The sequence below is a fragment of the Anabaena sp. 54 genome (genome assembly GCF_017355725.1).
GTDB lineage: Bacteria > Cyanobacteriota > Cyanobacteriia > Cyanobacteriales > Nostocaceae > Dolichospermum > Dolichospermum heterosporum.
In genome coordinates this window covers 1-13,399 of sequence record NZ_JAAVWA010000012.1, presented here as the reverse complement: position 1 = coordinate 13,399, position 13,399 = coordinate 1, and the positions used below count along the sequence as shown (strand labels likewise).

Sequence of the window (13,399 nt, the reverse complement as noted above, 5' to 3'; positions counted from 1 at the left end):
AAGTCCCTAAATCCTCCTGATAGCGCAGCGTGGCGTTAGCCATACTCCTGGTAGCGCAGCGTGGCGTTAGCCATGCTCCTGAACTTCTGAACTCCTGAACTTACGGTGAATAGTTAAGAGTATTTTTAGTAGAATTACCATAGAATAGAAGCAGACATTGTGGTTTTCACCCCAAAGGTATACTCACAATTTCTGCTTTTTATATTTTTTTACTCATTTAGTTAAGAAAATCACTCTTGGGAAGCAAGACCTAAGAGCAAAAAGCCATTAAAATGATTGCAGTATTAGATCACCAATCATATTTTGTAAAGGTTAAATGGCGGCTTGAATCAAAATGACTTCACTACTCCCTCGAAACCTCAGCGTTGTTATCCGACCAGTCCAGCATAGGGATTTGGAAGGAATTGATCGCTTAACTCAAGAATCATTGTCCCATCTTTCTTCCCAAGAAACTGATGCGGCGATGCGGCAAATGCAATGGTTAAAACACTGGTATGGGTTACTCAAATTCTTAAGTTGGTTTCCTAATCCTTTACAGTACCGTTTCTGGGTCTATGTTGCCGAACAGGGAAGGATACTACTGGGAATGATTCAAGTCTCGCCTTTTAACCGAACTCGCAGCACTTGGCGAATTGATCGGGTGATGTTAGCGGGAACTGGCGATCGCCTGGGAGTAGGTTCACAACTACTGCGCCATTGCTTTGAATCTATTTTAGAAGCACGGACGTGGATATTAGAAGTTAATATTAATGACGTTGATGCCTTAGCACTGTATCGCCACAATGGATTTCAACGGCTGGCAGAAATGACATACTGGGAAATTAGTCCCCAGTTATTAGCAGAATTAATTCAAACCGAGCCAGATTTACCCAACCTCTTACCAGTCAGTAATGCTGATGCTCCCTTACTATATCAACTAGATACAGCATCAATGCCACCCCTGGTACGGCAAGTATTTGACCGGCACACCCACGATTTTAAAACCACTTTGTTTGGTGCTATTGGTGATGCCCTCAAGCAGTGGATGACAAAAACCGAAGTTGTTAGTGGTTACGTCTTTGAACCCCAGCGGAAAGCAGCCATTGGTTATTTTCAGGTGCAACTTGATCGCACAGGGACAAAACCCCATATCGCCACACTGACAGTTCATCCTGCCTATACTTGGTTGTATCCTGAACTATTATCTCAATTAGCCCGTATCGCCCAAGATTTCCCCCAACAGGGATTACAATTAGCTTCCTCCGACTATCAACCAGAAAGAGAAGAATATTTAGAGCGAATTGGGGCTAAACGCCAAGAACATACCCTAATCATGTCTCGTTCCGTCTGGCATAAACTACGAGAATCGAAATTTGTCTCCCTAGAAGGGATTCAGTGGCAGGAAATGTTACAAGGACTGCAACCAACCCGGAAGCCTATTCCTGGGGGGATGTCATGGATGCCGCAACCACAGCAGGTACAGCCAGAAAGAGCTACACCAGTTCAGTCGGAAATTGTAGCTTTCAATCATCAAAACCCTAATATGATAGACACACCTTGTCCATCAGATTCAGCTACAGATGAACCCTATGAGCAACAATAGCGTGATCTCCCAACAGCCATCAAAATCATTTATTTCCGCGTTGGGTGTGGATGTTGGTAGTAAACGCATTGGTTTAGCTGGGTGTGATGGCACAGGATTAATTGCTACGGGTATAACCACAATTGAGCGTAAGTCTTTTGTCGAAGATGTCGAGAAAATTCAGCAAATAGTCAATGAGCGACAAGTACAAATTCTCATTGTTGGTTTACCTTATTCAATGGATGGTTCTATCGGTTTTCAAGCCCGTCATGTCCAAAAATTTGCGGCTAGATTAGCAGAAGCACTGAAACTTCCTTTGGAATATATGGATGAAAGATTAACTTCTTATCAAGCAGAACAACTGCTAATAGCTGAAAATCGCTCTCCATCAAGAAATAAGGGTTTAATTGACCGTAAGGCTGCTGCATTGATTTTACAACAGTGGCTAGATGCTAGACGTAGTTCAGCAATGCGATCGGTAACATTTGCTGATGAGTGATCCCTTTTAACATGGTATTCTAAAAACTATTACTTCTATCTCTGAATTTATGGTTGACATCGGCTGTCATTTAGCGGTTCAATGATTTCCATATATAAGAGTATTGTTACAGTTACATAATTCAGCTATGTATTCATCTCCACTTCCTGAAGACAATGATCACGATTCCGAAAGTTCTCTGATTTTAACAGATGAGCTAAAACGAACACTAGAATGTTACATCGAGCATACCCTCGATGTAGAGGGAGAAAAATATGTTCTCCTTCTTCCTGTAGATTCACCAATAGAAATTTTTGCTTGGCAAGCCGATGGCGACGAAGAAGAAGCCGTTTTGGTGGAAGATGATGAAATCATAGACCAAATTTTCGGCACTGCTCAAGCTGTGCTTTCCGAGCAAAATCTAATTCTCAAGAATACTGCTTATGCTTTGACTGTAGCAGGTGAGTTACCTCCTGAAGATGAATCGAAATTCTTTACTTTAGAAATCGAAGATGAAGAAAATGGTTTAGAACCAGAGCAACTAATGGAAATTGCCACTTTTTATCATGATGAACAGGAGTATGCAATTTATACTCCCCTCGACCCCTTGCTCTTTTTTGCCAGAATTACGAAAACAGGTGAACCAGAATTACTTTCTCCTGAAGAGTTCCGTAAATTTCAACCCCTCTTAGAAGAACATCTTTTTAACGAAGTTGAGTAATTGGTAATTGGTAATTGGTAATTGGTAATTTAATTACTCTTGCCTTTTGCCTTTTGCCTTATTCAAAAATCTAAATTTAATTAGGGTTTGCTTAATAAATCTAAACCTCAAATTTTTTTTCTTCCTTTCTGACTCCTGAATCCTGACTGGGCGCAAGCCCTTCACAAAAAATTATGACTCGCAACCATCTATTAGAGCCTAACTTGATTTTAGCAGGTTCAGTTTTGACGCTGACACCAGATGTTATCCGACAATATGGGCTGAAAGGGCTAGTATTAGATGTGGATGAAACTTTAGTACCGATGACAACAAGTTCTACTTTCCCAGAATTGCAAGCATGGATAGAAGAAATTCGGGTTTGTACGACATTGTGGTTAGTTAGTAATAATTTAAGTGAAGCGCGAATTGGTGGCATTGCCCGTTCTCTTAATTTACCTTATTATTTGGGTGCGGCTAAACCTTCCCGACGGAAAATTCGGGCGGCGTTGCAGGAGATGAATTTACCTGTACATCAAGTGGGGATGGTAGGCGATCGCTTGTTTACAGATGTTTTAGCTGGTAATCGCTTGGGAATGTTTACAATTTTAGTTGAACCAATTATCCATCCCGATTTTACAGCCCTCCGTTCCCATCCTATCCGTAATATTGAAGTTTGGATATCAGAGATATTGGGTGCATCTATTACAGGTAAAGCTATTAAACATTAAAAATTGGGCGTTGCATAATTGAAGTATGAATTTATCCTCACGCAAAGGCGCAAAGGCGCAAAGGTAAGAGGTTTAAAAACATCTTTTTTTTGACTGAAGCTCTAAACTCAGCAACTTTTGTTTCTTATCTGTTCCCTTCTTTTATAACTTACCAGTTCCGTAACTGTACTCGTACTCAATTAAAATCACGAAAATAGCAGCCAGTCAAGCAGTTATTCATAAAAAATTTGTACCAGTTTTGTAAGTGGCACAAACTTGTAGAGACGACCGCCGTTTTTATCTAACTCCGCTGCCAAATTTTAATTGTTTTGTCCAAACTCCCACTGACTAACATTTCTCCAGAAGCAGTAAAGGATAAAGCTGTGACTGTATTAGCATGACCGGCAAATGTCCCTAATAATTCCCCAGATTGTAAATGCCACAATTTGATAGTTTTATCAGCACTACCACTAGCAATAATTTGTTCATCAGGACTTAAAGCAACTGTATTCACACTATCTCGATGTCCTTTGAGAGTGTGAACTAATTCCCCAGTAGCTAAATTCCAAACTCGAATAGTTTGATCTTGACTACCACTGACTAAAAATTTAGCATCAGCACTCATGGCTAGGGAACTAACAATATGAGAATGACCCATCAGGGTGTATATTGGTTGTGTATCTGGCAAATTTTTCTGATTGAGTGTTGAGGATGTTTCCCAAACTTTGATCTTCCGATAGCTACCTGTAATCAAAATTTTCCCATCTTGACTTAACACCATTGAATGGGCTGCTGTATCGTCTAAAGATAGAGTATTTTCGACTTGGCGATCGCGCAAGTTCCAAAACAAAATCTGGCGATCATGACCACCAGTTGCTAACATCTTACCATCAGGTGTAAACGCCACACAACGGACATCTCCATGATGTTTATGGAGAATATCAATTAGATCCAACGCCCCAGTATGCCAAATTTTAACGGTGGAATCTGCACCTACACTTACTAATGTTTGTCCATCGGTGCTAAAAGCCAGGGAATTAACCTCATCTACGTTGGCAGAAATAACCCAAGGATATTCTGATAATGTCTCGATTAATTCACCTTTTGATAAGTCCCATAATTTTGTTTCTCCCCTGCTACCACTAGCTAACATCGGGATTGTTTTCACATTTTTAGTTCCGGCATCTTGGACTACTAAAGTTTTGATAGCATAGGCTAAACAGTTAATACCTTTGGTATGTCCTTTTAATGTTTGCCAGCATTCCCAATCACCAACAATCTTCTTTTTGGGATGTTCTGGTGGTAAGGTTTGAATGGTTTCTACCATCATTTTCTCATCATTTATTGGCACATCATCTGGTTTACCACCCAGAGACTGTAAATACCAATTTAATCCTCCTGCATACAATAGGCTACTGGGAGTTAGATAAGTCTTTGAGTCTGAAAAATCTAGTTGATTTGTCGGTAAAAAACCAGTAATCACTGTTTGTTTGTGGTATCCTGACTGGGTATTTCCTGGATAAAACAAACACAAGAAAATCAATACTTGGTGGTTATTGATATCTTCTTGACTAACAGACCAACGAATTTTATCTTTTTTAATGCCATTAAAACTTTCTCCATCTGCTACGTGAATTTGAATACTTACTTTTGGGTTATTTGCTAACAAATAAGTAAACTTACTTTCACCGCGTAAATTTCCCTCATCATCCAAACCCATATTTTCTAAAGTGTCTTGTGGCACTTTTCTCACTAATTTTCCTAACCGTTCCGTAATCATCCAATCAACAATTTGTTCACGGACAAGATAATCTTCTGCTTGGCGTTGAAAATAAGTCGGAAAGGGAATGATCCAATCAGGATATTCCGGATATTCAGGTGGTATCGGTGGAGGGTTTTTGGCGAGGATTTCAGCTTGCTGACGAGAACATTCAAGAATTTTCGTTAATGAATCCCCCGCAAATGCCATTACCTCACTGTGATAACCTTTAACTCGACTTTCTAAAAGAGAAAGATCCGCCGTTTTCGGTTTTTTCACCCGGTTTAAGAAGTCAGTTTGTTGCGCTTTTAGTAAACTAATCCAATTCATCTGCATGATAGTGGCACACCATTGCATACCCAAGATAACTTATACTAATGGAATAATTACTCAATTTATAACTTCAGCCAAAATTTAGTAATCATTACAGTCTGATGGAATACAAAAACTAGCTAAATTTAATGGTAAACATTAAGCCCTACTGTGATTAAGCACTGCTTAACTTTATATAGCAGTTATTTTTAGGATGCAATACAATCGAGGACGGGAAAACCACGTCCCTACAGGCTTAACGATTTGCTGACTGGATCTCACAAAGAGTGCATACCGCTATATGGTAGGTTATGGGGATTTCGATGATTTCCATAAATTCTAACTAATCTAACTGATAATTTACTGTTTCTATAGAAACACTTCTGGCTAGAAAAATATTCAGAGGGAACAGGAAGCAATAGGGAACAGAAAAAACTCATGTTTAAAAACATGAGATTGAAATAATGACAAGTGGTATCCCGTAATTTTCATCACATTTTTACCCCCCTTTCCCTTTGTAAAGAGGGGTGACAATAAAAATCTAGTACAAAACGGCGTAAATAAACCAACCATTCTAAATCCTCCAAAAGCCTATACTGTCTTCATTTTGACTTTTGACTTTTGACTTCCGCCTTGCGGTACTAGTTCCCTCCCCTTTATAAGGGGAGGGTTAGGGAGGGGTAAAATATTCGATACAGCAATCATGACTTTTTAAACAGACTCTGAGAGAGTTTTTTGGCATCTATCTGATTTTTAAACACTTTCTTATTGATATGTTCAGCATAACTTTATTAAAAAAATAAATACTCTTGTCTATGGTTTGACTATTATAAAAATAGTTATTTTAATTATGGGAAGCATCAATATTTATTATCTACAAAACTTGAATTTTGTCTGGAATCAATTTTAAATTTATGAATCATAAAAAAAACCTAATCTCTTTAGAAAAAATCATCCCTAATAAATTGTTAAATCAGATACAATATATTCATTGTAGTTTAATTTCCTGGTGGATTTTGCATTGGGGAAGTCAGCCCTTGAAATTTTCTGAAAAATCAGCACTGGTTTTTTCTCCTCATCAAGACGATGAAACCTTTGGTTGTGGAGGGATGATTGCCCGTAAAAGAGAACAAGGAATACAAGTAGGTATAACTTTTTTAACTGACGGTAGAGGTTCTCATGGCTTAGATCCACTTATGCAAAATCAAGTTATCCAGATTCGTCAAAAAGAATCTTTGATGGCGTTAAATATTTTGGGAGTAAACCCTTCAGAGATTCATTTTTTAAATCACCAAGATGGCAGTTTAGCTTCTTTGAATATAGAGAAAAGACAACAGATAATTACTGAAATTTCAGAACTACTAAATTTATATCAACCGGGAGAGGTTTATGTGCCTCACCGTAAAGACTGTCATCAAGATCATGAAGCTACTTATAATTTAGTGAAAGAGGCAATTATCCAATCGCAAATTCATACAGAAATACTTCAATATCCTATTTGGGTATTTTGGCGATCGCCATTATTTATTCTGTTGAAGTTACAAGACATTGCAGCGGCTTATCGCTTATCAGTAACATCAGTAAAAGAGAAAAAACAAAAAGCTATTGCTGCCTATTCTTCACAGATTGAGATGTTACCTCGGGGATTTATTAACCGATTTTTATATTCGGAAGAAATATTTTTTAAATCCGAGTAAGGTAGGGACAGGGAAAACGCATCTGAAGATTTGCTATAAATAATTACAGTGGAGAAAATTTAAATGCGGATTCTACATATTACTAATCATGTTCAAAAAATCGGTAATGGAATTGTTAATGTTGCTGTAGATTTAGCTTGTTTACAAGCAGAAAGTGGTCTGGATATTGCTGTAGCTTCTGCTGGTGGAGAATATGAAAAATTATTAGCAGATCACGGTGTTGAACATTTTCATTTAAATCAATGTCGGACACCATTAAATCTGATTAAAGCTGCTTGGCATTATCGCCAAATTATTAAAGATTTTCAACCGGATATTGTTCATGTACACATGATGACAGGAGCGATTTTAGCAGGTATTTTTCGCAAGAATCGAGAATATCATTTAGTTTCTACTGTCCATAATGAGTTTCAACATAGTGCTATCCTCATGGGGTTAGCTGATCAGGTAATTGCAGTTAGTAAAGCAGTGGCTAATTCAATGATTAAACGGGGTATTCCACCTCAAAAATTGCGCGTGGTTAGTAATGGAACTTTAGGAAGTCCTCGACATAAAAAACTGGCAGATTATCAACCAGTAGAAATGCCACATCCATCTATAACTACTGTGGCTGGGATGTATACCCGCAAAGGTATTTATGAGTTAATTGAGGCATTTAAAATAGTTTCCTCAGACTTTCCGCAAGCACATTTGTATTTGGTAGGAGATGGTCCAGATCGTTCGATATTTGAGGCAATGGTGCAAAATACAGGTGTTAGTAATCGCATTCATTTTGAAGGATTTCAGGCAGAACCGCAACGCTATATGTTAGGAACAGATATCTTTGTTCTGGCTTCACATTGCGAATCTTTTGGCTTAGTGCTAACGGAAGCGCGGGAAGCTGGTTGTGCGATTATAGCCAGTGATGTAGATGGTATTCCTGAGACTTTAGATTATAGTCAAGCGGGGATTTTAGTGCCACCCAAGGATATTCCAGCCTTAGCTAATACTTTGACACAATTATTGAGCGATCGCCAACTTTTAGATCAGTGGAAATTCCGCGCCCAACAAAATTTAGAAAGATTTAGTGCCGCAAGAGTGAATGAAGAAACACTAAGTGTATATCGTGAATTAATGAGAAAAGACAATATCATCAGAGTCATGGAAACCAGAGAATTAGCCAATCTTAATTAACTGCTGTTCGCTAATGTGCATCGCAATTCCTTTCTCGTAATAGGCAGCTTCATTAATAAAGATCGGATAAACAGTAGAATTTCCTTGATAGAAAATTTCTTCTCCTGTGAAAGTCATAAAAATAGGATCACCAGGATGCAAAGGTTCATAATCTTGGAACTGAAGTTGGGGATGAATCATCGCCTGAATTTCCCCTACTTCATTTCTCGGATAATCAATCACACCAATTGATTTATAAACTGTGAGTGTGTTATTTTTTGGTAAATCTTTTCCTTGATTATAGTCTTCAAAATAATCTAAAACACTATAAATAAGTTGTTCAGTTTGTTGAAATAATTCCGCATTTAAAATTCCTTGGGGTACAGCACCAACTTCAATCGCAAAACCTAAATCACACAAAGAACGTAGAAAACCACTACCTTGAGGTTGTTCATGAATATAAACCTTCACAGAAGGATTAACTGCACTCAAAACAGCAGCTAATTTCAGCAGAAAAGGATGCCAATTTCCCAGAATAATACATAATCCCATATTGGCAGTAGTTGTATGTACATCAATAATTGTATCTACAGATTCTTGATTTTCTGGTTGTAATATTTGTTGAATTTCTCTTGCCCTTAATTCTTCGTAACTTGAAATTTTTGAATTTGATAATTTATCTTGATTAAAGCAACGATTCAGATCTGTATCAATATATCTTGTCCGTGCAGCAATAGCTTTAGGATTACCAAGTAATGATAAAGTTTCAAAACTGCCTCGATGAATTAAATGGGGATATTGCTGAAACTTTTTCACCAAGTAAACTCCCGTTAACTCATTACCGTGATTTCCGCCGACAATCGCCACCCGATGAATTTGATTCATAAATACCTCATTTATAAGCAACTTAGCTATGAAAGTGAACACATTCTATCAGTCCATAGCCTTTTGTGCTGAGATGCTGCATAAATAATTTTCTCATAGTCCAGATGCCAATAGCAAGAGGAAGGGAGTATAATTAATGATGATAAATTCTGAGATATTCTTTAAAAACGGCAGAAAGAGTATATAGTTTTTGATCATTTTCTAATTTGGATACTAAAAATCTTCTTGTTAATGATTGTAACCCGTTAATTATATCCATTGATGACAATGATAAAAGTTGTTTTATCTCATCTCTAGATATAGGTTGATCATTTTGACTAATTTTCAATAATATCTCTTTTTCAACTTCAGATAATCTCATCCATATTAAATCAAACAGAGATTTAAAATCTTCTGTTAAAATTAAACTATTTTCTTTGATAAATTCGGCAACTTCACTCTGAAAGACATCTTTAATTAAAATACTGATATATTGTAAATATTTAGGATGACTTTCATATAAGTTAATTAAGTTTAACCAAGTTTCCTCATTTTTTAATCCTTGATTTTTTAATATCTCTGTAGCTGCATTATTTAAACCTGATAATTCTAAACAATGAATCGGATAAAGTTCACTATCTAAAGAAATCATTTCTTGGCATTTTTCCTGACTAATGAGAATTAAACAACTTTGATGTTCAATTTCTGTGATCATTTGGAGGAAGGTTTTATAATCTTGATATTCAGGTTTATATTGTCCTGCAAATTGACAATTAACAAAGATATTTTCTAAATCATCTAAAACAACTAAGCATTTTTTATTTTTAAAGATATTAAATAATTGTTTTAATTTATCATCTATGGTTGCTTTAGCTTCTTGTTGACAAACATTCAATAAATCATCAATAAGTAAATCTAGGGATTTAGGAAATTTTAAACTTCTCCAGATAATAACTTCAAATTGTTGGAGATTTAGATCAACAGATCTTTTCACAAGGGTAGTTTTACCAATTCCAGATAATCCTAACACAGAGATTAAATGAGTGTGTTGATTTAATATCCCATTAGATAAATAATCTAAATCTTTTTTTCTTCCGTAAAAACGAGTAATTTTAGGGGATAGCGTTAAATCATGGTAAGAGGATTTAGATTGTTCTATATTATTATTCTGTTGATAATGATTTGATGTTTGATTATTAGAACACCAATTAATATTATTTTTTTCAAAATTAATAATTCTAGATTTTGTAACTCTTTCTATAGTCCAACAAAAATTAGATTTATTAACATTTTGACCTAAACTTTCAGATAATATTTTAAATAGATTCCTACTTTCATCACCGATATAACCCTCATCATAATCATAAATATTGGCAATTTGTCTATAAGTTTTACCCTGAAATAGTTCCTCAATAATCTTTTTTTGCAGATCATCTAAATGTTTATCAGTCTTAGTAAATACTAAATTATCCACAAATTGTAAAATTTCTGTAACAGTCATAAAACTTAGATGAGTTAATCTTTGTAGCCATTATAACTCAATCTGTTTCCAGATTATCAGGGTTTTTCAGGTATTTTCTTAAAATTTCTTAATAAAACATCAGAGAATATCTCATATTTTCTGGTATGACAAAAAAGTAATTAGGTATAAGAATGATTAATCAGGGTTAATTTAAGCAAAATAATTGCACGAAAACAATGGTTAATCAACTTTATTATGGGGACAATTTAGAAGTTTTAAGACGTTACATAAAAGATGAGTCTGTTGACTTATGTTATATTGATCCTCCTTTTAATTCTAAACGCAACTACAATCAAATTTATAATAATATTGGTGCAGAAGATAAAGCACAAGCTCAAGCATTTATTGATACTTGGGAATGGGATGATCACGCTATTCGGGGAATAGATGAAATTATTACTAATTATCATGGTTTATTTACTCAACAATGTATTGGTTTAATTTCAGGTTTAAGTAATGTCTTAGGAAAGGGAAGTTTACTCGCTTATTTGGTGAGTATGACTTTAAGAATAACAGGAATTCATCGAGTTTTGAAACCTACAGGTAGTTTTTATCTACATTGTGATCCTACGTCTAGTCACTATTTAAAGTTAATATTAGATGCTGTTTTTTGTTCTCAGGGTGGAGATTTTTTGAATGAACTTATTTGGTGTTATCGTGGTGGAGGTTCTCCTAAAAAGGATTTTGGTAGACGACATGATGTAATTTTTAGATATTCAAAAACAAAAGATTACATTTTCAATGCAGATAAAATTAGGATGCCCTATCAAGCGGAAGGAATTGGACGAACTGATGATGCAATGTGGGGAAAACATAAAGGTACTAATAAAGTCTATAAACCTCATCCTCTTGGTAAAATACCTGAAGACTGGTGGTTAATTAATATATTAAATGCTAATGATCCAGAACGTTTAGGTTATCCAACACAGAAACCAGAATCATTACTAGAAAGAATAATTAAAGCCAGTTCTAATGAAAATGATATAATATTAGATGCTTATTGTGGATGTGGTACAACTGTTGCAGTTTGCCAAAAATTAGACCGACAATGGATAGGAATTGATATTACTTATCAAAGTATTAGTTTAATTTTAAAAAGATTAGAAGACAGCTTTGGTAAAGATTTTGTAGATACCATCAAACTTCATGGTATTCCTAAAGATATAGAAAGTGCAATAGCATTAGCAAATAAAGCAGATGATCGCACTCGTAAAGAATTTGAAAAATGGGCAATTTTAACTTATACTAATAATCGAGCCATAATTAACACTAAAAAAGGAGCAGATAAAGGAGTAGATGGAACTGTTTTATTTTATGGTGATAAAGGTGAACTAGAGAAAGTAATTTTTCAAGTTAAATCTGGTAAAGTTAAATCAGGAGATATCCGGGATTTACTAGGAACAATGACGCTAGAAAATGCCAGTATAGCTATATTTATAACCTTAGAAAATCCTACAAAAGATATGTTAAAAACCGCCAAATCCGCTGGCTTTTATCAAAATAAATTCATGACTCATAGTTGTGATAAAGTTCAGATTATTACAATTCAAGATATTATTGAAAACAAACAAAAGTTAAATATTCCCTTAATTAATGAAGTTCTTAAAAGTGCAGAAAAACACAAAGAAGTGAAAGTTAATCAAATAGAATTAGATATTTGATAACTTTTAGTAGGTTGGGTTGACGCAAGGAAACCCAACATTTATTATCTTTATCTTATTGGCGTTTTTTATTCATCTCTATAAAACTCCTCTTAAATAGAATTAATCTCATAATCTGTAATATCTTCTTGTTCAGATTTACTGTAAATGGTTAACAATAAAATGCTGGTTTCTGATTCAAGTAAACAAATTACCCGATAACCAGCACTTTTACCTTTTTGAAGATTAAGTAGGTAAACAGAAAAATTTAAAGGTATATAACGGTATGTAAAGTTGTCTCAATGCGAGATTCTGATTGAGTTTCAGCCATTTTAAAAAATGCAATACCCCTCATTTTTATTTTGTTTACCTACTTACTATTTTTGACTCTAGCTTTATAAATATAAACATCTTCATTAAAACCAGTTAATCTATCTCCTAATAAATTTCCTTTTTGCAATTGTGTAATGAAAGATTGAGTATCAGAACGAATATTTCGGTATTTTTTGGCTAAATGTTTTAAATTTCTCTGATATTCAGGAGTTAAATCAATATTAATTAAAAAAGAATCATTCTGCATCAATTCCTTCCCACATTTTTTCTAAAGGGATTCTTTTTCCTGCTTTTGCTTCTTGTAATGCTGTTTTTAAACTCTCTTTTATTTCCTGAATTGGAGTGTCATCAGGATCAGATTCAATGTCATCTGCTTCTGGTAGGAGAATAATTACCTTAACAATATTAAAACCATCAACTTCTAAAGGATAATCTAAGGTTAATTGTCCCTGTTGAATTTTTCCAGTAACTTCTAAGGCTTTCATAGTTTCTAGCTGCTTTTTGTTTAACTAATTTTGATGAAGAAAATATTTCTATTACATCAATACCTTGTGCATTTCCTGTAGGTTGGGTTAAGCGACAGCGCAACCCAACGCATTTGTTGGGTTTCATGCTAATTGCTCCGCGAACGTTCACGTTCCACAACCCAACCTTGTATCTTAGAGGTATGTTAG

The 13,399-nt window shown here is 35.2% G+C and carries 12 protein-coding genes and 1 pseudogene; 7 read left to right on the top strand and 6 right to left on the bottom strand.

The window, feature by feature from the left end:
- The first annotated feature begins 334 nt into the window (after window positions 1-334).
- The 4 genes from HEQ36_RS13070 (at window position 335) to HEQ36_RS13055 (ending at window position 3,467) form a co-directional block, all read left to right on the top strand.
- Window positions 335-1,582, top strand: a complete 1,248-nt coding sequence (locus HEQ36_RS13070; protein ID WP_053540901.1) for a GNAT family N-acetyltransferase — start codon at window positions 335-337, stop codon at window positions 1,580-1,582.
- Window positions 1,569-2,060 carry a Holliday junction resolvase RuvX gene (gene ruvX / locus HEQ36_RS13065; RefSeq protein WP_053540900.1) on the top strand — a complete coding sequence of 164 codons (492 nt, stop codon included), beginning with the start codon at window positions 1,569-1,571 and terminating at the stop codon, window positions 2,058-2,060. Before HEQ36_RS13070 ends, ruvX begins: the two co-directional genes overlap by 14 nt.
- 127 nt (window positions 2,061-2,187) lie before the next feature.
- Complete coding sequence (locus tag HEQ36_RS13060; RefSeq protein ID WP_027403039.1) at window positions 2,188-2,760, top strand: DUF3727 domain-containing protein; 573 nt, start codon at window positions 2,188-2,190, stop codon at window positions 2,758-2,760.
- 173 nt (window positions 2,761-2,933) lie between these two features.
- The gene (locus HEQ36_RS13055) at window positions 2,934-3,467 is read left to right on the top strand and encodes a YqeG family HAD IIIA-type phosphatase (protein WP_053540899.1); all 534 of its coding nucleotides are present in this window, start codon (window positions 2,934-2,936) and stop codon (window positions 3,465-3,467) included.
- Window positions 3,468-3,747: 280 nt separating this feature from the next.
- On the opposite strand, the gene HEQ36_RS13050 is transcribed toward HEQ36_RS13055, so the two are convergent.
- On the bottom strand, window positions 3,748-5,541 hold the full coding sequence (locus HEQ36_RS13050) for a WD40 repeat domain-containing protein (RefSeq protein WP_053541391.1): 1,794 nt from the start codon (window positions 5,539-5,541) through the stop codon (window positions 3,748-3,750).
- Between the two features lie 890 nt (window positions 5,542-6,431).
- Between HEQ36_RS13050 and HEQ36_RS13045 the strand changes: the two genes are divergently transcribed.
- Complete coding sequence (locus tag HEQ36_RS13045; RefSeq protein WP_053540898.1) at window positions 6,432-7,214, top strand: PIG-L deacetylase family protein; 783 nt, start codon at window positions 6,432-6,434, stop codon at window positions 7,212-7,214.
- Window positions 7,215-7,277: 63 nt separating this feature from the next.
- Window positions 7,278-8,387: a glycosyltransferase family 4 protein gene (locus HEQ36_RS13040; RefSeq protein WP_168635880.1), complete on the top strand. Its 1,110-nt coding sequence runs from the start codon at window positions 7,278-7,280 to the stop codon at window positions 8,385-8,387.
- On the opposite strand, the gene HEQ36_RS13035 is transcribed toward HEQ36_RS13040, so the two are convergent.
- Complete coding sequence (locus HEQ36_RS13035; RefSeq protein ID WP_053540896.1) at window positions 8,370-9,251, bottom strand: aspartoacylase; 882 nt, start codon at window positions 9,249-9,251, stop codon at window positions 8,370-8,372. The two genes, HEQ36_RS13040 and HEQ36_RS13035, sit on opposite strands and share 18 nt — an antisense overlap.
- 133 nt (window positions 9,252-9,384) lie before the next feature.
- Window positions 9,385-10,731 carry an NB-ARC domain-containing protein gene (locus HEQ36_RS13030; RefSeq protein ID WP_053540895.1) on the bottom strand — a complete coding sequence of 449 codons (1,347 nt, stop codon included), beginning with the start codon at window positions 10,729-10,731 and terminating at the stop codon, window positions 9,385-9,387.
- 197 nt (window positions 10,732-10,928) lie between these two features.
- Here HEQ36_RS13030 and HEQ36_RS13025 point away from each other — a divergent pair, with 197 nt between their 5' ends.
- Window positions 10,929-12,413, top strand: coding sequence for a DNA methyltransferase (locus HEQ36_RS13025; protein WP_053540894.1), 1,485 nt, complete (start codon window positions 10,929-10,931; stop codon window positions 12,411-12,413).
- A gap of 92 nt (window positions 12,414-12,505) precedes the next feature.
- Here the strand turns inward: HEQ36_RS13025 and HEQ36_RS13020 are convergent.
- The 3 genes and pseudogenes from HEQ36_RS13020 to HEQ36_RS13010 form a co-directional block, all read right to left on the bottom strand.
- Window positions 12,506-12,640, bottom strand: a pseudogene (locus HEQ36_RS13020) (type II toxin-antitoxin system RelE/ParE family toxin); the annotation flags it as partial.
- 122 nt (window positions 12,641-12,762) lie between these two features.
- Complete coding sequence (locus tag HEQ36_RS13015) at window positions 12,763-12,972, bottom strand: hypothetical protein (RefSeq protein WP_199924336.1); 210 nt, start codon at window positions 12,970-12,972, stop codon at window positions 12,763-12,765.
- Entirely contained in the window at window positions 12,962-13,210 is a 249-nt protein-coding gene (locus HEQ36_RS13010; protein ID WP_053540893.1) for a hypothetical protein, read from the bottom strand. Before HEQ36_RS13010 ends, HEQ36_RS13015 begins: the two co-directional genes overlap by 11 nt.
- Window positions 13,211-13,399 lie beyond the last annotated feature (189 nt).

Excerpts from the sequence above, each read along its gene's own strand:
- HEQ36_RS13070 (WP_053540901.1), top strand. The coding sequence starts at position 335 with ATGACTTCACTACTCCCTCGAAACCTCAGCGTTGTTATCCGACCAGTC.
- ruvX (WP_053540900.1), top strand. The coding sequence starts at position 1,569 with ATGAGCAACAATAGCGTGATCTCCCAACAGCCATCAAAATCATTTATT.
- HEQ36_RS13060 (WP_027403039.1), top strand. The coding sequence starts at position 2,188 with ATGTATTCATCTCCACTTCCTGAAGACAATGATCACGATTCCGAAAGT.
- HEQ36_RS13055 (WP_053540899.1), top strand. The coding sequence starts at position 2,934 with ATGACTCGCAACCATCTATTAGAGCCTAACTTGATTTTAGCAGGTTCA.
- HEQ36_RS13050 (WP_053541391.1), bottom strand. The coding sequence starts at position 5,541 with ATGCAGATGAATTGGATTAGTTTACTAAAAGCGCAACAAACTGACTTC.
- HEQ36_RS13045 (WP_053540898.1), top strand. The coding sequence starts at position 6,432 with ATGAATCATAAAAAAAACCTAATCTCTTTAGAAAAAATCATCCCTAAT.
- HEQ36_RS13040 (WP_168635880.1), top strand. The coding sequence starts at position 7,278 with ATGCGGATTCTACATATTACTAATCATGTTCAAAAAATCGGTAATGGA.
- HEQ36_RS13035 (WP_053540896.1), bottom strand. The coding sequence starts at position 9,251 with ATGAATCAAATTCATCGGGTGGCGATTGTCGGCGGAAATCACGGTAAT.
- HEQ36_RS13030 (WP_053540895.1), bottom strand. The coding sequence starts at position 10,731 with ATGACTGTTACAGAAATTTTACAATTTGTGGATAATTTAGTATTTACT.
- HEQ36_RS13025 (WP_053540894.1), top strand. The coding sequence starts at position 10,929 with ATGGTTAATCAACTTTATTATGGGGACAATTTAGAAGTTTTAAGACGT.
- HEQ36_RS13015 (WP_199924336.1), bottom strand. The coding sequence starts at position 12,972 with ATGCAGAATGATTCTTTTTTAATTAATATTGATTTAACTCCTGAATAT.
- HEQ36_RS13010 (WP_053540893.1), bottom strand. The coding sequence starts at position 13,210 with ATGAAAGCCTTAGAAGTTACTGGAAAAATTCAACAGGGACAATTAACC.